Genomic DNA, 20,907 nt, shown 5'->3' on the forward strand with positions numbered 1-20,907 from the left:
ATGGATCATCAGTTCGCTTATACCGAGGAGCAACTGGCAGAGTTGGCTCATGACCTGATCGCGCAGGCCCAGGCGGCTGGTGCGAGCGATGTAAAGGTCTCTCTCTCGGAGATGGCCGGCCTGAGCGTCGAGGTCATCGACGGCCGTGTGAACACTCGCTCGCAACATGCCAAAAGCGGGCTCTCCCTCACGGTTTTTCGCGGTGATCGGCAAGGCACCACGCACTCCACCGACTTCAGCGCGGGCAACCTAGGCCGCATGGTGAGTAAGGCGCTGGATATCGCCCGCTACACCAATGAGGACCCGCACGCGGGATTGGTGGATGACGACGGGCTTAGCCGCTTTTACGCAGACCTCAAGCTAGACAACCCCTGGAACCTGAGTATCGAGGAGGCGCTTGAACATGCCCACCGCGTTGAGGCCGGCATACGGGCGGCAGGCAGTGAAGTGCGCAGTGACGGAGCCAGCTTGAGCACTTCGCGATCGCAATTCCAGCTGGTGACGTCACGAGGATTTTGCCGGACGACGACCCGTACCGACCACAACATCTCCGCCAGAGTAATTGCCAATCGTAACGGGCAAAACAAGCCGGACTCCTGGAGTGATTATCAAATTGCACCGCACCGCCTCCAGGCACCGGAGGCCACGGGTGAGCGCGCTGCGCGATCTGCTCTTGAAGCCTTGGGCGGATGCTCAATCAGTTCGCGCAGTTGCCCGGTGCTGCTCGCACCCAGAGCTGCCCATAGCCTCACTCAGCATTTTTTGCAGGCGGTGAATGGAAGCGAACTGTCCCGTGGTTCGAGCTTTCTACGTGACAGCCTTGGTCAAGTGATTTTTGCCGAGCACATTGACGTGCTCGAGGACCCCTTCCTTGTCGGTGGCACGGCCAGCGCCTGTTTCGATACCGATGGCGTAGCCGGACAGCGTCGGGCCGTGGTCGAGCGTGGCATGGTCAGTGGCTATTTTCTCGGTGCCTACAGTGCGCGGCGCCTCGGCATGGTCAGCACCGGCAACGCCCAGGGTGCCCACAATCTTACCCTTAAAAGCCAGCTGACGCGGCCCGAGGACGACCTGCCAGCCATGCTGCGCAAGCTGCATACGGGTCTTCTCGTCACTCACCTCATGGGCGATGGCGTGCGTCTGGCCTCTGGAGATTATTCGCGCGCCGCCCAAGGCTTTTGGGTTGAAAACGGCCAGATTCAGTTTCCGGTCGAGCAAATCACCATTGCCGGACATCTGCGCGAGATGTTTGCCGGCATCGTCGCGGTGGGAAGCGACACCCTGACCCAGGGCAATATCAGCAGCGGCTCGGTCCTGATCGACCGGCTGCGAATCGGCGGCCAATAACCTGCAAAATTCTGAACAAAGAGAACCACATGAGCGAATTGATTCAAGGCCTGTCCCTAGCGACCTTCGACGCACTGGTGACGGATTCCGAACTGCCGGTGCTGGTGGATTTCTGGGCGCCCTGGTGCGGCCCATGCAAGATGCTCGCGCCGGTGATCGACCAGTTGGCTGAAGAGTATGACGGCCGGCTCAAGGTCATGAAATGCAATATGGACGAAGTCAACGCCCAGGACCCGGAGGCCGGCAAGGCACGGTTCCAAGTGGCAGGTATCCCCGCCCTGGTGATTTACCGCAATGGCCAAGAGGTTACGCGGGTTGTCGGTGTGCAGTCGCGATTGCGGCTGCGCAGTTTTATCGATAAGGGAATTGCGGCCGACGCCAATTGATCATCCACCTCCTCTGCACGAGCTACCCGGGACATCATGAACGCACCTCATACCCACATAAATAATCTGCAGGCCGCCAGGCAGTTGCTGCTCGAGCCCTATGGGCTGGACGAGCGTCACCTTGCGCGTGTCCTGGACGATGTCATGGCACACCAGGTCGACTTTGCGGATTTGTATTTGCAGTCGGTGAAGCGAGAGCGCTGGAATATCGAAGGAGGGCTGATCAAATCTGGCTCGTTCAGTGTCGATCAGGGCTTTGGCCTGCGGGCGCTGGACCAGGACCAAAGTGCTTTTGCCTACTCCCAGCAGATCAATGAGCGATTCCTCAGGGATGCTGCACATGCAGTGCGCACTATTGCGCGTCCCGGGGGTAAGCAGGCTCAAGTCAACCTTCAGCGTACGGCACCGCAGGCGCAGTATGCCAACGTTGATCCGATCGATTCCGTGGACACGGATGCCAAGGTCGCCATCCTGAAAAGCATCGACCGTATGGCCCGGGCCATGGACCCGCGGGTAGTCAATGTCTTCGCCATGGTCGAGGTCGAACAACAGACCGTCATGGTCATGCGTCACGATGGACGTCTGGCTGCCGATGTGCGTCCGCTGGTCATCGTGCAAATGAACGTGATGGTGGCCAACGGCAAGCAACGTGAAATGGCCAGTACCGGCCTCGGTGGGCGTTATGCGCTGGAAACGCTGGACGAAGCGAGCATAGGACAGGAATTGCGCAAGCTGGTCGATGGCGCGTTGCTCAACCTTGATGCCATTCCCAGCCCGTCCGGCAGTATGCCGGTAGTGTTGGGGCCCGGTTGGACCGGCATTCTCCTGCATGAAGCCATGGGGCACGGTTTTGAAGGTGACTTCAATCGCTTGGGGACTTCCGCCTATAGCGGGCGTATGGGGGAAAGAGTGGCGCCCAAAGGTGTCAATGTGGTCGACGATGGCTCGCTGGTCGGCCATAGGGGCTCGGTGAATATCGACGATGAGGGCGAAGCGGGACAGTGCACGCCTCTGATCGAGGATGGGATTCTGTGCGGCTACATGCACGACAACCTCAGCGCTCGGTTGATGAACATGTCCCCTACCGGCAATGGCCGTCGCCAGTCATATGCCCATTTGCCGATGCCTCGCATGACCAACACCTTCATGCGCAATGGCGACTTGGTGCCTGAGGAAATCATCGCTTCAGTGAAGCGTGGCCTTTACTTGGCCACTCCAGGCAGCGGCCAGGTCGATATTGTCAGCGGTCAATTCACTTTCCAAAGCGCGCTCGCCTACCTGATCGAAGACGGCCGGTTGGTTGCCCCCGTGCGCGGGGCCACCCTGACAGGCAACGGCCCGCAAACGCTCAGCCAAATCAGTATGGTTGGCAATGATCTGGCGCTGGACCCGGGCATGGCGGTCTGTGGAAAAAGAGGCCAGAGCATACCGGTCAGCGTTGGACAGCCCACTCTAAAAATTGACAACCTTATCGTTGGTGGAACGGCCTGAGCCGTCCCCTATAGGAGCCCGGCATGTCTCTGGTCAACTATCGGCGAGAAGGTACACTCGCGCTACTGCAACTGAATAATCCACCTTTCAACGCCTTCAGCGAAACCTTGCTGGATGATTTCGCTCGCTGCCTGGCGCTATACGAGCAGGACAGCGAAGCGCGACTGGCCGTCGTTCATGGGCAAGGTGCGGATTTCTCGATCGGGGCCCTGACGCACGAGTTGGGCGTGGTGTACAACAGCGACGCAGCCCGGCCTCTGGTAGACGCGGTGGAGGCTTGCTCGAAGCCGCTCATAGCCCTGATGCACGGTCGCGTACTGGGGGCGGGGTTGGAGCTCGCGCTGGCGTGCCATTGGCGCCTGGCAACCGCGACTGCCCGCATCGGGCTCCCGGAAATCCACATAGGTCTGCCACCGGGGGCTGGCGCCACGCAACGCTTGCCACGGCTGATCGGAATTGAGCCAGCCATAAAAATCTTGCTGGAGGGTACACTCATCACGGCCGCGCAGGCGCTAGACCTGAAGCTGGTTGATACGGTCCTGGAAGAGGATTGGGCGGACCATTTCAAAGAGATCGCGGACTGGGCGGCGATGCTCGGAGCACCTCTGCAAACCCGCAATCGAAGTCATCTACTCGCGCAAACACCGGAAAACTTCCTCAGCGAATTCCGAGCCGCCCAGCCCGTAGAGTTTTTTGCTTACAAAGCCAAGGCTGCCATATTGCAGGCGTTGGAAGCTATTGACCCGGATGACTTTGACAAGGGCTATGAGCTGGAGGAACGCCTTTACGTAGAGGTCGAGCAATCCGGACAGAAGATGGCCTTGATGAACAGCTTTTTGCACGATGAGGCTGCTGCCTGGCGTATTCCGGGACGGCCCGACGAGCATGCTCCGCCGATAGGGACGGTGACGTTGTCCGCAGCGCAACTTCCTCTCGGCTGTAAACTGAACGTCGATGGCTTGCAGATAAATTGGATCAAGCCTCATGCGACACAGCCTCAGACACTGTCCGCGCTGGAAGCTACAGATGTATGGCTGGACTGTACCGAGGGACCACAAGCAGATCGGTTGGAGGCCTTCGCCAGCTACTGCGCGGCGATGAAACCGGACGCAGTTATTGTTTATGCGATTCGCGAAGGGGCAAGCGTTGACTTGACTCAGCTCCCCGAGCAGATACAAGGACATGCTTTGCTGCCTGCCTTTGTTTACGGTACAGGACCGAAGACCCTCCTCCAGTTCTGGGCTCGCGAGTCGAATCAATCCAAGCACGTTCAATTGGCAGTGCGAGGTGCACGAGCCATAGGGCTGGCATGTTTGCATTCACCTGGCCAGCGGCTGTTAGGGCAAGAAATGATGGCTGGTTGGGCAACGGACCTCGATAGTCTACTGGCCGGTGGTGTAAGTCTGGAATCCATTACGCGAGTGTGCCAAAACTTCGGTCTATCGCTGGCGGCCATGCAATGGTCGCCGCTTGGCTCCCACACGATCACTGAGCTCGATTGCCCGCTCGACGATGAAGGTGTGCTCCAGGCAATTCTCTGCTCCATTGCCAATCAGGGCTGTCGCCAGCTAAGTGCAGGACTGGCGATGAATCCCGAGGATATCGACATGGTCGTAACCCGGGGCTATGGCTACCCACCGCACCAGTCTGGCCCCATGGCGCGCTGGGCTCAAAGCGTGGTGTTGCTGCATGACAACCTGGCGGAGTTGCAAGCGCAGTTCGGTGAAAATTGGGAACCAGCGCCCATGCTTAAACGTTTGGCTAGGGATTTACGGGGCGCTACGGCTTAGAAAAAGTTTACGCCCTTCTTATCATGCGTTGATCGGTCTGGGGACCAAAAGCTCGGGCCTAATCCCAAAACCACAAAAGCAATGCCCCGACAAGTCGGGGCATTGCTTTTAATCGCAGCGGTCATCGTATTTTTAGCTAATTCGCATACAAGCCGTCCAAATCAAATTGATGGTCGTACATGCAGTGCACACAGAATCAATGAGCGAATCTCGTGATGAGCAAACTGGGTATCGATCGTTGCGGGCGAGAACCTTCAATACCAGCACGAACGTCGCAGCATTCGCAAAAATAGAATGTAACAATCGCAAAAAATCACTTTTATAGATTTTTATCCTATTCATTCGTAGATTCACGAAAAATAAAGCAAAAATCATCCTCACCAACGTCTGTATCATCTATTGACACTCCGAACTCAGACGCCACTGCCATGTATGACGCCACCACTCGATACATTCACGCCGGCCGAAATCCTGACGCGTATTGCGGCTTGGTCAATACACCAATCTTTCGGGGTTCAACCGTACTCGCAAAAAGCTTTGAAGCTTGGGAAGCCAGCAAAAAGGACGGCAACCCTTATGCCAATTACGGGCGCTTCGGCACACCGACCACGCGCTCCTTCGAGGATGCTATTGCAGAACTTGAAGGTGGTCATGCCAGCCTGGTATTTCCCTCAGGTCTAGCTGCCTGCGTCCATGCGCTGCTCGCCTTTGTAAAAACGGGTGACCACGTCCTGATGACGGATAACATCTATGGTCCGACTCGGGCGTTCGTCAGCAATGTCCTGACGCGTTTCGGTGTCGAGGTGGAGTATTTCGTCCCAACTATTGGCGCAGCGATCGCCGCACAACTGCGCCCGAATACGCGTGTTGTGTTTACTGAGTCGCCCGGCTCACTGACCTTCGAAGTCTGCGACCTTCCGGCTATCTGTGAGGCAGCCCATGAAGTCGGAGCCTTCGTGTTACTCGATAACACATGGGCCTCGCCTTTGTATTTCAAACCCTTCGATCATGGCGTAGACGTATCCATTCAGGCGGCAACCAAATACATTGTCGGGCATTCTGATGCGTTACTTGGGACGGCCACCGCTAACGAGCGCGCATGGCCGTTGCTCAAGGCTGGAGCCCATGACTTCGGACAAACTGCCAGCCCTGATGATCTGTTCCTCGCTCTACGTGGGCTGCGCACGATGCCCATACGCCTTCAGCAGCATTGGTCCACGGGTGTCACATTGGCGAAATGCCTGGAGACACATCCCGCCATCGCTCGCGTCCTGCATCCTGCGCTGCCGAATAATCCTGGGCATGAACTTTGGAAACGAGATTTTCTCGGTGCCAGCGGGCTGTTTGGTATCGAGGTCAAGACAAAGGATCCGGCCGTATTGGCCCGGCTGTTCGACAACCTGACGTTATTCGGTATCGGCCTTTCTTGGGGCGGGTTCGAAAGCCTCGTAGTTCCCGTAGGGCAGCCATTGCGCAGCATGCCCACGGCCAGTCAGGGTTATCTCATTCGCGTGCATGCCGGCTTGGAGCACGTCACTGATTTACTTGAAGACTTCCATCGTGCCCTGGGCATCGCTTTCCAGAGCCCCTGCGTCGCAGTTGCCTGATGATTGGACTCCCTGACAGCAGCATCGATGGTGTCGTGGGACTTAACTTGCGAGGCCCCCATGAAACTCAACTTAAATACGAAGCCGTCATTTCTAATGAACGATCTCCAATTCGTAAATATCGTTTCAGCGACCCTGCTACACGTGCGTCGGGAGTTTCCGTACGCCCAAAACCGCGTGTTCGAGTCTGCCGAAGACCTGCAAAAACCAAGTAGTGTGCACCCGATTTTCTATGGCAGTTTCGACTGGCACTCTTGTGTCCATAGTCACTGGCTGCTACTTCGTGCCTTGGAGCGGGCGCCACAGGGTCCGCAGGCGCGGCAAATTGAGCAGCACTTCAACAGCCACTTCACGGCCCCAAAGGTAGAGGCCGAGTGCGACTTCTTTCGTCGACCGGCCCAGGCAGGTTTTGAGCGCCCTTATGGATGGGTCTGGTTGCTCAAGCTCGTCGCTCAGCTCAAAGAATCGACCTTGCCACAAGCGTCGCAGTGGCTTGCGAATTTGGCGCCTCTGGCCGAGTTGATAGCCTCACGACTAAAGAGCTATTTGCCAAAACTTGTTTACCCGATTCGCTCTGGACAACACAACAACACCGCCTTCGCGCTCTTGCTTGCGCTCGACTATGCGCAGGCCTTCCACCACATTGAGTTTGACCGGTTACTACAGACGCTGGCTCTTTCATACTTTCAGGATGCAGTGGCTTGCCCAGACCTTGAGCCGGGCGGTGAGGATTTTCTATCTCCCACCTGGCAGCAGGCCCTGCTGATGCAACGGGTTCTGGGACCAGAAGAGTACCGTCAATGGTTCTCGAAATATCTACCCACCCCGAGCTTGTCTGCGACCAGCAGGCTTTTCATCCCTGTCCAAGTCAGTGACCGCACCGATGGTCGCCTGGCCCATCTGGACGGGCTGAATCTCAGTCGAGCCTGGTGCATGACCCGTATCTCCCAAAGCTTTGCTGCCGGCAGTGATGAGCATCGCCGACTGACCGAGTCGGCGGCGCAGCATCTGCAGGCTAGCAGCGACCACCTGCATGACCACTACATGGGCGAGCACTGGCTCGCCACCTTCCTGTTTTTGGCGCTTGATGCCTGATCTCTACCCCCAAGAGGAACTCTGGATGCACACTGCCAATCCGCTGCTGGTTGCAGGAGACCTACCGGCTTATTCAATGATAAAAGCCGAGCACGTCGGTCCGGCGATCGACCAAGTGCTAGCCGATAACCGCCAGTCACTGGCACGGTTGACCGCAGACGACACCAAAGACCTCAGTTGGGAGGGCTTCGTATTGTGGCTCGATGAGCTCCAGACCGCTCTGAACGAAGTCTGGAGTCCGGTCAGGCATCTAAATGCCGTATGCAACACACCGGAACTGCGTGAGGCATATGAAGCAGCGCTCGCAAAACTTTCCGCATACGGCACGGAGCTGGGTCAAAACATGACGTTGTACAAGGGCTTTCAGTCCTTGTTGAATAGCCGCAATTACGTTGATTTCGATGTGGCGCAACGCTCGGTGATCGATCACGCCCTGAGGGATTTCAAACTATCAGGTGTTCATTTGCCACCGGCCAGTCAACAACGTTTTCTCGAGCTCAACCTTAACCTGAGTGAACTGGGCAGCTTGTTTGGCAACAACGTCATGGATGCCACCCAAGCCTGGAGCCGTTTGCTGACAGATGAAGAAGAGCTCGCGGGGGTGCCTGCGGCGGCCAAGTCCTTTATGGCCAGATGCGCGAAAGAGCGGGGCTTGCAAGGCTGGCTGCTGACCCTGGAGGTGCCTTGTGTGCAGGCGATCCTCACCTATGCCGATAATCGAGTGTTGCGAGAAGAGGTGTATTTCAACAACGTCACTCGAGCCTCGGAGGTTGGGCCGAATGCCGGAGCATTCAATAATGGCCCGATCATGCAGCAGATCCTTGAGTGCCGTGCCGAACTCGCCCAACTGCTGGGCTACGAGAACTATGCGCAGCTCAGTCTGGTAAGGAAGATGGCTGACTTTGTGCCCCAGGTTTTGGATTTTTTGCGCGACCTGGGTAAACACAGCCGTGCAGGTGCGATGCGAGAGCTGCGAGATCTCAAGGCCTTCGCCGTTGAACGGGGTGTCGAGAATTTGCAAATGTGGGACATCCGATATTTTTCCGAGCTATACCAGCAGCAATATCACGCACTGTCCCAAGAGGTATTGCGACGTTACTTTCCAGTCGATCACGTACTCAAGGGCATGTTTGAACTTGTGGAGCGTCTCTACGGCATTCAGATCAACGAATTGACGGGTTTCGATACATGGCACACCGATGTTTGCTTTTTTGAAGTCGTTGAAAAGGATACGGTGGTGGGACGTTTCTTCCTGGACCTTTATGCACGACCGAACAAACGGGCCGGGGCGTGGATGGATGGATGTCGCAGCCGTCGCCGAGATCGGCAAGGGGTGTTGCATGCGCCGATGGCCTATCTGGTCTGCAATTTCGCTCCGGCAATGCAGGGGGAACCTGCCTTGTTGACTCATAACGAAGTGGTGACCTTGTTTCACGAGTTCGGACATGGTCTTCACCATTTGTTAACCCGGGTCGAGCAGCCGGGCGTTGCTGGTGTCAACGGCGTGGCATGGGATGCAGTCGAATTGCCTAGCCAGTTCATGGAAAATTGGTGCTGGCAACCGGAAGTGGTGCGTGGCTTGAGTTGTCATGTGGAAAGTGGAGAGCCGCTGCCGGACGAGCTATTGCAACAGTTGGTTGAATCACGCGGTTTTCAGGCCGGCTTGGCGATGTGTCGTCAGGTTGAATTGGCACTCTTCGATTTCGAACTGCATGCCCGCTCGGAGGTGGTTGACCCGACGGTATTTATGGCAGCGGTCAGTCAAGAGGCATCTGTGTTGTCACCACCCGCCTATGCCCGGTCAGCCAATACGTTCTCGCATATTTTTGCGGGCGGTTACGCGGCAGGTTATTACAGTTACAAATGGGCCGAAGTGTTGGCCACAGATGCATTTTCGCGTTTTGTGGAAGAAGGGCTGTTTAATCCGGTAGTGGGTAAGGCGTTCCGGGAGACAGTACTCGCCCAGGGTGGCGCGGAACCTGCAATGGATCTGTTCAAGCGCTTCCGTGGACGCGAACCAAGGATCGACGCGCTCCTGGCGTTGAGCGGGCTGGATCAGGCCCAGGTTTAACTTCTACACCGGCCTGGAGGAAACCCGGGCCGTCGGCGAAGTTGGATTTCAGTGACTCGTGGTAGACAGTATCAAGAGGCATACGCCAGACCTGAAGGTTGGGCGACTCCGGTTGCCCCGCCCTCATCCGCAGGAAATCAAGGCGCATAACGAAGGGGCAAACGGGTCGAATATTTAATCTGTTCCATAGAGAAACTCGAGCTGATATCCGACAGCCCTGGAACACATATCAGTTGTTTATAGACTGCATCGTAGGCTGCCACATCGGGCACTGCCACACGCAACAGGTAGTCCGTGTCTCCGGCCATACGATAGACCTCCACAACTTCCTCGATTGATGACACCGCACGATGAAAGTCCTCAAGCCAATCCGAATTGTGCTGCGTAGTCTTGATGGCGACGAACACGATCACACCGACATTCAGCTTTTTGCCATCCAAAAGCGCAACCCGAGCACGGATAATGCCCGACTCCTCGAGTTTTTGAATGCGGCGCCAACAGGCTGTGTTCCCTAGGCCGATCTGCTCCGCGATATCACCTACTGGCCGCGTGCAGTCTTTCTGCAGAATGTCCAGTATTGCCCTATCAAGTTTGTCCATGAGGTGTCATGCCTTGGCCTTGGAAGATAACTGTAGACGTATGAATTCAACGCCCGGCATTTTCCAACAAACAAGTGCCGAGCACCATCAAACTTTACAAGTTACGCAATATGTTCGGCTCTAACATCGCGCTCCAGTCTAATCATTTGCTCCATCGGAAAACTCGGCGACTGGAGTCTCGGTATTTTTCCAAAATCAGGAAGTCTTCTTCGGCGCTTCCTTGAGTCCGTGCACGGGACAAGCATCGCGGCAGCGTGGGCCAACGCCCAGATTCTGGAGCCCCGCATCGATGGCTGACGATCAGGGCCGCCGCCAGTGATCAATAGTTTAGAAATCTCTGAACTATCTTTTTGCGCTTCCCTATTCTTCCCGCCAACCGCCCCTCCCTACTATTGACGGCAACAAAGGAGCCTTCCATAGAGATGCGGCCCGAAGATTGCTTTTTCTGATTGTCACTGCCGTTCGTTGTGCGTTTCGGTTAGCGCCGCAACGCCGCCGTGTCAATCATGCGAAGGAACCTTTGGAGCAGATCGATGAAGTTGGAAATATTCCGAACGTTGTGGGGCTACACCGCGAGCAAGGCACAAGCGCTCGATGAGTTGCTTGAAGCCGGGTTCGATGGCATGGAAGCCCGCCTGCCCATGACCGCCAGCGAACGTGCCGAATTCGCAGCCTTTCTACGCATCAACAAAGTCAGCTATATCAGCACCGTCTTCAGCGCCTACGACGTTCTGCCGGAGCAGTCGGCAACCGTCGACGAACACCTTCTGGACCTCGACAAGAAGCTCGGCTGGGCGGCTGAGTTGGCGCCGCGCTTCGTCAATCTGCTGGCTGGCAACGACCGCTGGCCCCTGGCACAGCAAGTCGATTTCTTCGGCCGCGCGATGGACGTCGCGCGTAAGCATGGCCAGGTGTGCGTCTTCGAGACTCATCGCGCTCGCTCGTTATTCAACCCCTGGGTCACCCTCGAGTTGATTCGTCAACTGCCGGACCTGCGCTTCACCAGCGACATCAGTCATTGGGTCGTCACCTGCGAGCGCCTGCTCAACGATCCGGAAGACGACCTCAGCGCCTTCGTCGAACGTGTCCACCATATTCAAGCCCGAGTCGGTTATGACCAGGGACCACAGGTTCCCCACCCCGCCGCCCCCGAGTACAGCCAAGCGCTTGCCTTCCATCAGCAACATTGGGAGGCCATCTGGCGATCCCAGGAAAAACGCGGGTATCAGATCAGCACGCTGACACCGGAGTTCGGCGCCGACGGCTATCTGCATCACCTGCCCTTCACCAACGTGCCGGTGGCTGATCTGTGGTCGCTGAACGTGTGGATGGCAAACACCGAGCGCGAGCATTTTCGACGTTTCGCCCGCACCTCAACCCGATAAGGAGTGCTCCCTCATGCCTGACAAAGCGCCCACGGCCGCCAACTTCAATCGCATTCCGGTGGTGGATATCGCCGGGCTGTACAGCGACGACCTCACCCAGCGCCAGGCAGTGGCCGAAGAACTGGGTAACGCCGCCCGCGCAGTCGGTTTCCTGTACATCAAGAACCACGGCATCGAGTCGTCACTGATCGACGGCTTGCGTCAAGCGGCGAAGGACCTGTTCGCACAATCGCTTGAGTACAAAATGCAGCATTACATCGGTACTTCACGCAGCCACAAAGGTTTTGTGCCTGAAGGTGAAGAGGTCTATGCCAAAGGCAAACCGGATCACAAGGAAGCTTTCGATATCGGTTTCGAAGTGAGCGAAGACGATCCGCTGGTCATTGCCGGCACGCCCTTAATCGGGGCCAACGAATGGCCGGACTTGCCGGGTTTCCGTCCTGCCGTCGAAGCTTACTACGCCGCGGTGTTTGCATTAGGTCGTCGCTTATTCAAGGGTTTCGCCCTCGCTTTGGGCCTGGAGGAAGATTATTTCGAGGCACTGGTGACTCGCCCACCGTCGAAGCTGCGCCTGATTCATTACCCGTTTGACCTGGCGGCTCAAGACGCGCCCGGCATCGGCGCCCATACCGACTATGAATGCTTCACGATTTTGCTTGCCGACAAGCCAGGCCTCGAGGTGATGAACGATCAGGGGCAATGGATTGATGCGCCGCCCATGGACGATACGTTTGTGGTCAACATCGGCGACATGCTGGAGGTCATGACCGCAGGTACATTCGTCGCGACGGCTCACCGAGTGCGAACCGTCAGCGAAGAGCGCTACTCGTTCCCACTCTTCTATGCGTGCGATTTCCATACGCAAATCAAGCCACTGCCGCAGTTTCTTGAAGGCGGTAAGGATTACGAGGAAATCACCATCGGTGAACACATGTTTGGCCAAGCGTTGCAAACCTATCAATACCTGCGCCGCAAGGTCGAACGCGGCGAACTCAAACTGTACGAGCGCGCGCGCAAGCCATCGAGCTTCGGTCACTTGAAGAACCAGACGCAGGAAGCGTCCTGATGCCCCCCCGACCCGTTCCAAAACAACCCTGTTCCAAAACCAGTCCAACCCTACTTTTTCGACGTGGAGTCACTGATGATGCGCAATCCAATGAATATCGCTGTCCGCTTGTCCCTGCTGGCCTTCGCGATCCTCGGTGCGGCAGGTGCCCACGCAGCCACGACGGTGACACCCGGCGTCCTCAAGGTCGGCATGGAAATCACTTATCCGCCCTTCGAATCCTACGACGAACAAAAAAATGTCGTCGGCTCAGACCCCGAACTGGCGCGATTGCTCGCCAAACATCTGGACCTCAAGGCTGACTTCGTTGACACCAAATTTTCCAACCTGCTGCTGAGCCTGAACGCCGGTCACTATGACGCGATCATCTCGGGCATGTACATCACGCCCGAACGGCAGACCCAAGCGCAAACCATCCCATACGCCAAGACCGGCGCAGCGATCATGGTGCTGAAAGACAGCCCGTTGAAACCGAAAGTACCGGAAGACCTCTGCGGCCTGAAAATCGGCCTGGAAAAAGGCACCACTTGGGTGACGCAATTCAACAAACTCTCGACCGATTACTGCACCCCGAACAACAAGGGCGCGATCATGGTCAGCGAATTCCCGTCCGCGCCTGAAGTGACCCAGGCGCTGCTCTCCGGCAACGTGCAAGCTCAGGTGGAGATCGACGGCGCCGCCGGCATGATCGCAGAACGCACCAAAGGTCGGGTTGTGATCAGCACCGAGCACTCGATCTATCAACAGACGTTGGGTATCTACGTCAAAAAGGACAACGACGCGCTCTATCAGGCGCTGCTCAAGGCCTTTGATGCGACGAAAGCATCGGGTGAATACGCCGCCCTGTTGAAGAAGTACAACCTGGAAGAACCGACTAACTGACTCAGTGCAGCCCTGTGGGAGCGAGGCCGCTCCCACGGTCGGCGGCGTTCGCTTGACTGCCCGGCATAGGTGAAGCCTCCGTCGACGCCAGCAGTTGGAGGTACACATGCAATTTGAATGGCCCTATTTCTTTTCTCTGTTTTCGGTCTCGGACTTCTGGAAAGCCTGCATTACGGTGGTGCAACTCAGCACGCTGGCCTGGTTCATCGGCATGCTGCTGGGCTTCCTGCTGGCGTCGGCCAAGCTTTCAGCCGCGCGTTGGGTCAGTGTGCCGGCATCGGTTTATATCTGGTTCTTTCGCAGCGTGCCGCTGCTCGTACTGGTGGTGTTCGTCTATAACTTGCCGCAGATGTTCCCGGTCACCCGTGGCGTACTGTCCAACCCGTTCTATTCCGGCCTGTTGGCACTGGTGGTCACCGAGGCGGCGTACATGGCGGAAATTCATCGTGGCGGCTTGATATCCGTTGCCAAAGGCCAGAAAGAAGCCGGCCGTGCGCTGGGTATCGGCCTGATCGGTCTGCAGCGCCTGATCGTGATCCCGCAGGCGTTCCGCATTTCCCTGCCGACACTGATCAACGAATACATCACCGTGGTGAAACTGACCTCGCTGGTCTCGGTGATTTCCTTGACCGAACTGCTGACCGTGGGCCAGCGTCTTTACGCGCAAAACTTCCTGGTCATGGAAACCCTGTCGGCTGTGGCGGTGTATTACGTGCTGATCGTGACCGTGCTTGGCTGGCTGTTCCATTGGCTGGAGCAACACTTGGAGCTCAACAACCGCAAACCACAAACGCTGGATGACATCAGCCTGCGGCGTCTACGCGCGTCACGGGCGGAGTCCTCTCCGGCAGACGCTCGTACAGCGCCGGGGCCTGGCTCGGCACCCGCCCTGCAACTGATCAACATTCACAAGCGCTACGGCCAGCACGCCGTGCTCAAGGGCATCAACCTTGATGTCAACGTGGGGCAGGTGATTTCCATTATCGGTCCGTCGGGATCGGGAAAAACCTCGCTGATTCGGACCGTCAACGCCTTGGAAAGCATCGACCAGGGCGAGATCATTCTATTCGGCGAGAGCTACATCCACGCCGGTGACAACACCAACACGCAACAAGTACGCCACGGGGTGCAGCGCATCGGCATGGTGTTTCAGAGCTTCAACCTGTTTCCCCATCGCACCATTCTCGACAACGTCACCCTCGCGCCACGTTATCACGGCCGCGACAAGTCCATCAGCGAGCAGCGCGCCTACGCGCTGCTGGACAAGGTCGGGCTGCTGGCGCACGCGCAAAAGTATCCGCATCAGTTGTCGGGCGGCCAGCAACAACGCGTGGCTATCGCCCGTGCATTGGCGATGGATCCCCAAATCATGCTGTTCGATGAGCCTACTTCAGCCCTTGACCCGGAACTGGTCGGCGATGTGCTCAAGGTGATCAGCGACCTGGCAAAAGAAGGCATGACCATGTTGATCGTGACCCATGAAATGGACTTCGCCATGTCAATTTCCGACAGGGTAGTTTTCATGGAGGACGGCCTGGTCAAACTGGATGCGGCGCCTGGGATGATCCGAGCTGATCAGTGCGGCGAGAGAATCAGAAAATTCATGAGGGTTTGAACTCGGTGTGATTGGGTCCTGACCCTCGAGATGGGATATCCGTCAAGCACGCTGGTTTTCCCATCCCCGTTATGCGTTGCGAAGCTTCTGGCGAGTCATTCTGATGGGGCCTCATCAAGATCGTCGTCAAGGCTCGCAATGCATGCGTCGAGCAATTCGTGCAATACCGCCACGCGCTCCACGCCGAGTAGACCATTGAGTGCGCGCTGTGCCTCCTTCCAGGCCCGCTGGCCTTCGGCTTGCTTGACGCGTCCAGCCTCGGTCACTTCGACAAGGCGACTGCGGGCATCGCCTCCTGCACCAATCTCCAGCCACCCCTGAGCGGTCAGGGACTGCATGTTTCGAGTCAAGGTCGAATTATCCATCTGCATTTGCCTGGCCAGATCACTCGGCCGAATAGGTCCCAGCCTGACCACATGCGACAACAATGCGTACTGCGTGTTCTTCAGGCCGAACTCGGCGACATAGCGGTCGTAATGACGCGTCACCATGCGATTGAGCTGGCGGAGTTTCAGATTGGTGCAGCCCTGTGGCTTGATAGTATTTTTCATGGGGTCTATTGTACCTGCAATATTTGCATATACAATTTTCTTTGCACCGACACTATCTGAAAAAATCATTCCGACTTGATCAATGGTGAAAACATGAAATATGCATCCTTCGGCAAAACAGGACTGAGTGTGTCCCAGGTCGTGCTTGGGACGGGCAACTTTGGCACAGGCTGGGGCTACGGCGCGGATCCCGATGTCAGCACGGCAATCTTCAACGCCTACGCGGAGGCCGGCGGCAACTTCATCGATGGCGCAGATATCTACCAGTTCGGAGAGTCCGAGGAGCTGCTCGGTACCCTGCTGAAGGGCCGACGCGAGCGTTTCGTCCTGGCGACCAAGTACACCCAAGGCGCGCAGCCAAATGCCGATCGCCTCGTCATTGGCAATAGTCGTAAAGCCATGGTGGCCTCGGTAGAGGCGAGCCTGAAGCGACTCAGAACCGATCGCATCGATCTCTACTGGGTGCATTGGCCGGATAATGTCACGCCCATCGAAGAAATTGTCCGTGGGTTCGAGGATCTCGCCCGCGCGGGCAAGATTCTTTATGCCGGCCTCTCCAACTTTCCTGCTTGGCGGCTATCGCGAGCAGTCACCCTCGCCGAACTCACCCACTCGGTGCCGATCGCCGCGGCGCAATTCGAGCATAGCCTGGTCCACCGCGACCCCGAGGTTGATCTGTTCCCCGCTTCGCATGCGTTGGGATTGGGTATCGTCACTTGGTCGCCACTCGGCGGAGGCATGCTGACCGGTAAGTACCGCAAGGGCGAGAAAGGACGCGCCGAGGGCCTCGGTGGCAAGGTGTTCCAGGCGGAGAATAGCGAGCAGCGTACACAGGTCCTCGACACGGTCATCGCCATCGCCAACGAACTGGGCGTCAACCCCGGTCAAGTCGCCATCGCCTGGTCCGGCACGCACGGGTCGTTACCCATCATCGGCCCGCGCTCGGTCGAGCAGTTGGCCGACAACCTCGCAGCCCTGTCGGTTGAACTGTCAGCCGAGCAGATTCATCGGCTCGACACCGTTAGCAGCCTGTCTCCTTCGATGCCAGCAAGGACAGCGACCCCTTGGGCTCGCGCAGCAGCGCAGATCGTGGCTTGAACGTGGGAGGGTGATGCATGCCGACGACAAGAAGGCCAGACTCAACTGTATGCATCACCTGCCCGGCCCCCTTTATCGCCTGACATGTTCCTGTCAGCCTCCCGTCACCCTGACGTCAGATCGTTGCGCCTAAAGTAACGCCAGGATTGCTCCTGCGGCACCAGCATGAACCTGCGGGAGCGAGCCTGCCCGCTCCCGCAGGAACCTGGCTTAACCAGAGATTCCGCACCCTTGGTTGCTTTTTGCTGGAGCTCTTGTCATCAGGCGGAAGGAGAAACGCAAATGAACCATCCTGACGGGCACGACAGCGCGCTTGATCAATTCATCTGGCCATCGCCAGACGGTATCCTGAACCGCAAAGACCTGTTGCTTCGCCTGCGCGCCGAACAGCAATTCATGGCCGCACAGGACCCTGCATGCAGGCTCGATCAACAAGACTACCTGCTTTCCCTGATCGATTCGGTATCAACACGGGCCGACGGCGCCGCGCAACGCTCAGGTTTCGATGCCCGGCGAATGCGTAGCGTCATCACCGAAGCGGCCACGAGAAGCCATTGGGGCAAGCCTTCAGGCGGGCGCCGAACCCAGGGCATCGCCGCACACTGCGATGCGCAGACTTGCATGGCCGCGGTAATCGATGTCGAGCTGAGCGACGAGGGGCGCTTGATTGTGCATGACACGGTGTTTGTCGCTGACCTGGGCGCTGTAGAAAACCCCGGTCGCCTACGCGCCCAGCTTGAAGGCGCGTGCCTGATGGGGGTCGCATTCGTGGCGTCTTCTGAATTTGGTGTGACGGCGGTTGATCTGTGTCCGACGATCGCCCAACGCCCCCGCTGGCCACTCGTCTCATGGTTGCCAGGTCACATCGCGGTACACTTGATCAACCCAACGGGTGCGCTCCAGGCCTGCCAGCCCAGCCAACTGAGCTACGTACCCATCGTCCGGGCCTTGTACAATGCAATTCGCAAAGCCTCGGGCAAGCGTACCAGCGATTTGCCGCTCAAAAACCAGTCGCTCGAAAGAATGGTCGGACGTTAAGTCGCTGCCGGCTTCAAATAACCCTAGCGTCAGGGCTTTCAGCGTCGCCGCACGGGTGGTTCATTACCATTTGGCAATCCAATAGCCACAAAAGCGGGGTAAAGTATTTCTTCCAACTGAGTGAGATTTCGCGCCATGCCTTCGACTCCCTGTGTCACGTCCAGCATCCGTGGGCAACGCGGTGCCGACCTGCTCGTAGAAGTACTGCGCAGCGAAGGCGTCCGCCATGTCTTCGGCAATCCGGGAACAACGGAGCTGCCTTTGCTCGATGCGCTCTCGGGCGTATCCGATATGCACTACGTGCTCGGCCTCCAGGAGGCCTGCGTCGTGGCGATGGCCGACGGTTATGCCCAGGCCTCCGGCCGTCCCGGTTTCGTGAACCTTCATACAGCAGGAGGCCTTGGCAACGCGATGGGCGCCATCCTGAACGCGAAGATGGCGAACACGCCGCTGGTAATCACCGCGGGCCAACAGGATACCCGCCATGGCGTGACCGACCCGCTGCTTCATGGCGATCTGGTCAGCCTGGCCCGACCGAGCGTCAAATGGGCGGAGGAAATCCAGCACCCCGAACATATCCCGATGCTGCTGCGTCGCGCTCTGCAGGACTGCCGCACAGGGCCGACCGGCCCGGTTTTCCTTTCGCTGCCGATCAACGTGATGGAGCAGCATACCGATGCCGATGCTGGCCAGCCGTCGCGAATCGAACGAGGTGCGGTGACCGCGGCGATTGACCCGTTGGCCGACGCCTTAGCGACGGTTACTCCCGGCCGCCTGGCGATTATCGTCGGGGAGGAGGTCTTCCAGTCGAATGCGCAAGTGGAAGCGGTGAGACTCGCCGAAGCACTCGGCGCGCCGGTCTTCGGGCCCTCCTGGCCCGGGCATATCCCCTTCCCCACCGCTCATCCTCAATGGCGCGGAGCCTTGTCGCCCAAAGCTGCCGATATCCGCGAAACGTTCGCTGACTTCGATGCAGTCTTGCTTCTCGGCGGCCATTCGCTGATCAGTTACCAATACTCGCAAGGCCCGGCGATCCCCCCTCATTGCCGTCTCATTCAATTGACCGGCGATGGCCACCAACTGGGCAGAGTGCATGGAACGACGCTGGGATTGATAGGCGACATCAAGCTGTCCTTGCAGTTGTTGCTGCCGTTACTGGATCGGATGCTGGCCCCACACAGCCAGGCCATCGCGACGCTGCGAAATGTCGCTGCGCACGAGCGCGGTACCCGACGAATCGAAGTGGCCGAGCGCGCGAAGCGCGAATTCCATACGCCCGTGACAACACCTTTCGTTGCGGCCCATGAAGCTGTCCGGGCAATCGGCCCTGACGTGTGGATCGTCGACGAAGCGCCGGTTACCATCCCTCATGTGCGTGCTTGCCTGGATTCGCATTCGGCCCGCCAGTACCTGTTTACGCGGAGCGCCATCCTCGGCTGGGGCATGCCGGCGGCTGTCGGTACATCCCTTGGCCTGGACCGCGCCCCGGTGGTCTGCCTGGTCGGCGATGGCTCGGCGATGTATTCACCCCAGGCGCTTTGGACAGCGGCACACGAGCGTTTGCCCGTCACCTTTGTGGTCATGAACAATGGCGAATACAACATCCTGAAAAACTACGCGCGTAGCCAGGCGCACTACCGAAGTGCCGGTACGAACCAGTTCATCGGCATGGACATCCGAGACCCGGCCATCGACTTCCAGGCCCTCGCCTCCTCCCTGGGGGTTGCTTCGCGCAGGGTCGAGCGCGCCAGTGATATTGCTGAAGCGGTCGAGGATGGCATTCGCTCAGGCCGTCCCAACCTCATCGAATTACCGATCATGGCTTGAAGCTAACGACCGTTCACCTTTGGCGCGGCCCCATGAAAATTGCAGCCCTGCATCAGGCGACCGCGATCGACATCATGGATGATGAGCTTGCAACGGGCCTTCGCAGCTATCACCTCATTTATCACGCCAGCCTCCCTCATGGGACGATCAAAAGCCCACGCCCTATCGTGTTCGGATAACCGTCAGCGTGTCCGTATGGATCGGGCCTTGTATTCCTTCGAAAACTGCTCACAAGCGTTGCCAAGTTCATCTGAGTTTAAGCATCGGTTGATCTTGATCAGGTTGAAGAGGTGCAATTATTCCCAATCTGCAGACGTTCGATCCACCAAGCTTCGTGGTTGCCTTGGTCAGCACAATAGCTGTAGCTTTGATCTTCAATTAGCGAGGATATGTCATTGGACGACTCTGAACATCTGAAACAACTGTGCGCCCGTTTCAACTCTGGAGAATGTCTGAGCTTTACGTTTTTCTGGGGGCACCAGCGTAGTAAAACTGGCGTCACGGCTTCGTGCTTCAGCCAATGGTTCGAGGCCGGGTTCATTGTCGACGGGCAACATTACCCGACAGCCGAACACTACATGATGGCCGAGAAAGCGGCCTTGTTCGATGATCAGGATATTCGTGCGCAGGTGCTCCACGCGCCTACTCCAAATGCCGCCAAAGCGCTTGGCCGCAACGTGCGCGGATTCAATGATAAGGTTTGGCTGCAACACCGATACGACATCGTCGTTCGAGCGAACCAGGCCAAGTTCTTCCAGAATCCGCAGTTGAACGATTATCTTCTACAAACCGGTTCGCGGGTTATTGTCGAAGCCAGCCCGGTTGATAACATCTGGGGTATAGGGCTCGCACAGGACAGCGCGGATGCGAACAATCCGAATCTGTGGAAAGGCTTGAATCTGCTGGGATTTGCGCTGATGCAGGTGCGGGACGGGACTGGTATGCCTGCTCCAAGGTAGTGTCCTGACCTTACTCACGAAAAGCGCAAAAGCCTTGGCGAACAACAGGGCTTATTACATGCGACCTTATCAAGATAGCGCGTCAATCAACAAAAGCTGA

17 protein-coding genes and 1 pseudogene are annotated in these 20,907 nt (G+C 57.5%); 16 read left to right on the top strand and 2 right to left on the bottom strand.

Translation table 11 applies throughout. From position 1 onward, the window contains the following. From BM321_RS10850 to BM321_RS10880, 7 genes are all read left to right on the top strand, one after another. Positions 1-1,347, top strand: coding sequence for a TldD/PmbA family protein (locus tag BM321_RS10850; RefSeq protein ID WP_092442505.1), 1,347 nt, complete (start codon positions 1-3; stop codon positions 1,345-1,347). A gap of 29 nt (positions 1,348-1,376) precedes the next feature. Further along, complete coding sequence (gene trxA, locus BM321_RS10855) at positions 1,377-1,733, top strand: thioredoxin (RefSeq protein WP_092442506.1); 357 nt, start codon at positions 1,377-1,379, stop codon at positions 1,731-1,733. 36 nt (positions 1,734-1,769) lie between these two features. Then, complete coding sequence (gene tldD / locus BM321_RS10860) at positions 1,770-3,224, top strand: metalloprotease TldD (RefSeq protein ID WP_092442507.1); 1,455 nt, start codon at positions 1,770-1,772, stop codon at positions 3,222-3,224. Positions 3,225-3,247: 23 nt separating this feature from the next. Beyond that, positions 3,248-5,014, top strand: a complete 1,767-nt coding sequence (locus BM321_RS10865; RefSeq protein ID WP_092442508.1) for an enoyl-CoA hydratase/isomerase family protein — start codon at positions 3,248-3,250, stop codon at positions 5,012-5,014. Between the two features lie 428 nt (positions 5,015-5,442). Continuing rightward, complete coding sequence (metC, locus tag BM321_RS10870) at positions 5,443-6,621, top strand: cystathionine beta-lyase (protein ID WP_092442509.1); 1,179 nt, start codon at positions 5,443-5,445, stop codon at positions 6,619-6,621. Positions 6,622-6,681: 60 nt separating this feature from the next. Next, positions 6,682-7,716 (top strand): DUF2891 domain-containing protein, encoded by a 1,035-nt coding sequence (locus tag BM321_RS10875; RefSeq protein WP_256573411.1) that lies wholly within the window; start codon positions 6,682-6,684, stop codon positions 7,714-7,716. A 25-nt stretch (positions 7,717-7,741) separates the two neighbouring features. Further along, a complete protein-coding gene (locus BM321_RS10880; RefSeq protein ID WP_092442511.1) occupies positions 7,742-9,787 on the top strand; it encodes a M3 family metallopeptidase in 2,046 nt (681 codons plus the stop codon). Positions 9,788-9,924: 137 nt separating this feature from the next. On the opposite strand, the gene BM321_RS10885 is transcribed toward BM321_RS10880, so the two are convergent. After that, a complete protein-coding gene (locus BM321_RS10885; RefSeq protein ID WP_092325950.1) occupies positions 9,925-10,386 on the bottom strand; it encodes an Lrp/AsnC family transcriptional regulator in 462 nt (153 codons plus the stop codon). A gap of 533 nt (positions 10,387-10,919) precedes the next feature. Here BM321_RS10885 and BM321_RS10890 point away from each other — a divergent pair. From BM321_RS10890 to BM321_RS10905, 4 genes are all read left to right on the top strand, one after another. Then, entirely contained in the window at positions 10,920-11,771 is an 852-nt protein-coding gene (locus BM321_RS10890) for a sugar phosphate isomerase/epimerase family protein (RefSeq protein WP_092442512.1), read from the top strand. 13 nt (positions 11,772-11,784) lie between these two features. Next, positions 11,785-12,837, top strand: a complete 1,053-nt coding sequence (locus tag BM321_RS10895; RefSeq protein WP_092442513.1) for an isopenicillin N synthase family dioxygenase — start codon at positions 11,785-11,787, stop codon at positions 12,835-12,837. 78 nt (positions 12,838-12,915) lie between these two features. After that, the gene (locus BM321_RS10900) at positions 12,916-13,719 is read left to right on the top strand and encodes an ABC transporter substrate-binding protein (protein ID WP_092442551.1); all 804 of its coding nucleotides are present in this window, start codon (positions 12,916-12,918) and stop codon (positions 13,717-13,719) included. Positions 13,720-13,825: 106 nt separating this feature from the next. Continuing rightward, on the top strand, positions 13,826-15,334 hold the full coding sequence (locus BM321_RS10905; RefSeq protein WP_092442514.1) for an amino acid ABC transporter permease/ATP-binding protein: 1,509 nt from the start codon (positions 13,826-13,828) through the stop codon (positions 15,332-15,334). 95 nt (positions 15,335-15,429) lie between these two features. On the opposite strand, the gene BM321_RS10910 is transcribed toward BM321_RS10905, so the two are convergent. Next, the gene (locus BM321_RS10910) at positions 15,430-15,954 is read right to left on the bottom strand and encodes a MarR family winged helix-turn-helix transcriptional regulator (protein ID WP_256573412.1); all 525 of its coding nucleotides are present in this window, start codon (positions 15,952-15,954) and stop codon (positions 15,430-15,432) included. 24 nt (positions 15,955-15,978) lie between these two features. Between BM321_RS10910 and BM321_RS10915 the strand changes: the two genes are divergently transcribed. From BM321_RS10915 to BM321_RS10930, 5 genes and pseudogenes are all read left to right on the top strand, one after another. Then, positions 15,979-16,983 carry an aldo/keto reductase gene (locus tag BM321_RS10915; protein WP_092442515.1) on the top strand — a complete coding sequence of 335 codons (1,005 nt, stop codon included), beginning with the start codon at positions 15,979-15,981 and terminating at the stop codon, positions 16,981-16,983. Between the two features lie 282 nt (positions 16,984-17,265). Beyond that, a complete protein-coding gene (locus BM321_RS10920; RefSeq protein WP_175534917.1) occupies positions 17,266-18,021 on the top strand; it encodes a molybdopterin-dependent oxidoreductase in 756 nt (251 codons plus the stop codon). Between the two features lie 135 nt (positions 18,022-18,156). After that, positions 18,157-19,848 carry a thiamine pyrophosphate-binding protein gene (locus BM321_RS10925; protein ID WP_092442516.1) on the top strand — a complete coding sequence of 564 codons (1,692 nt, stop codon included), beginning with the start codon at positions 18,157-18,159 and terminating at the stop codon, positions 19,846-19,848. A gap of 80 nt (positions 19,849-19,928) precedes the next feature. Continuing rightward, positions 19,929-20,021: pseudogene (locus tag BM321_RS31295) on the top strand (type II toxin-antitoxin system RelE/ParE family toxin); the annotation flags it as partial. A gap of 222 nt (positions 20,022-20,243) precedes the next feature. Continuing rightward, on the top strand, positions 20,244-20,807 hold the full coding sequence (locus BM321_RS10930; protein ID WP_092442553.1) for an NADAR family protein: 564 nt from the start codon (positions 20,244-20,246) through the stop codon (positions 20,805-20,807). Positions 20,808-20,907: the final 100 nt, after the last annotated feature.

Source organism: Pseudomonas sp. NFIX10, assembly GCF_900111955.1.
GTDB lineage: Bacteria > Pseudomonadota > Gammaproteobacteria > Pseudomonadales > Pseudomonadaceae > Aquipseudomonas > Aquipseudomonas fluorescens_AA.

Excerpts from the sequence above, each read along its gene's own strand:
- BM321_RS10900 (WP_092442551.1), top strand. The coding sequence starts at position 12,916 with ATGCGCAATCCAATGAATATCGCTGTCCGCTTGTCCCTGCTGGCCTTC.
- BM321_RS10865 (WP_092442508.1), top strand. The coding sequence starts at position 3,248 with ATGTCTCTGGTCAACTATCGGCGAGAAGGTACACTCGCGCTACTGCAA.
- metC (WP_092442509.1), top strand. The coding sequence starts at position 5,443 with ATGTATGACGCCACCACTCGATACATTCACGCCGGCCGAAATCCTGAC.
- BM321_RS10885 (WP_092325950.1), bottom strand. The coding sequence starts at position 10,386 with ATGGACAAACTTGATAGGGCAATACTGGACATTCTGCAGAAAGACTGC.
- tldD (WP_092442507.1), top strand. The coding sequence starts at position 1,770 with ATGAACGCACCTCATACCCACATAAATAATCTGCAGGCCGCCAGGCAG.
- BM321_RS10875 (WP_256573411.1), top strand. The coding sequence starts at position 6,682 with ATGAAACTCAACTTAAATACGAAGCCGTCATTTCTAATGAACGATCTC.
- BM321_RS10880 (WP_092442511.1), top strand. The coding sequence starts at position 7,742 with ATGCACACTGCCAATCCGCTGCTGGTTGCAGGAGACCTACCGGCTTAT.
- BM321_RS10890 (WP_092442512.1), top strand. The coding sequence starts at position 10,920 with ATGAAGTTGGAAATATTCCGAACGTTGTGGGGCTACACCGCGAGCAAG.
- trxA (WP_092442506.1), top strand. The coding sequence starts at position 1,377 with ATGAGCGAATTGATTCAAGGCCTGTCCCTAGCGACCTTCGACGCACTG.
- BM321_RS10920 (WP_175534917.1), top strand. The coding sequence starts at position 17,266 with ATGAACCATCCTGACGGGCACGACAGCGCGCTTGATCAATTCATCTGG.
- BM321_RS10910 (WP_256573412.1), bottom strand. The coding sequence starts at position 15,954 with ATGATTTTTTCAGATAGTGTCGGTGCAAAGAAAATTGTATATGCAAAT.
- BM321_RS10895 (WP_092442513.1), top strand. The coding sequence starts at position 11,785 with ATGCCTGACAAAGCGCCCACGGCCGCCAACTTCAATCGCATTCCGGTG.
- BM321_RS10925 (WP_092442516.1), top strand. The coding sequence starts at position 18,157 with ATGCCTTCGACTCCCTGTGTCACGTCCAGCATCCGTGGGCAACGCGGT.
- BM321_RS10905 (WP_092442514.1), top strand. The coding sequence starts at position 13,826 with ATGCAATTTGAATGGCCCTATTTCTTTTCTCTGTTTTCGGTCTCGGAC.
- BM321_RS10850 (WP_092442505.1), top strand. The coding sequence starts at position 1 with ATGGATCATCAGTTCGCTTATACCGAGGAGCAACTGGCAGAGTTGGCT.
- BM321_RS10915 (WP_092442515.1), top strand. The coding sequence starts at position 15,979 with ATGAAATATGCATCCTTCGGCAAAACAGGACTGAGTGTGTCCCAGGTC.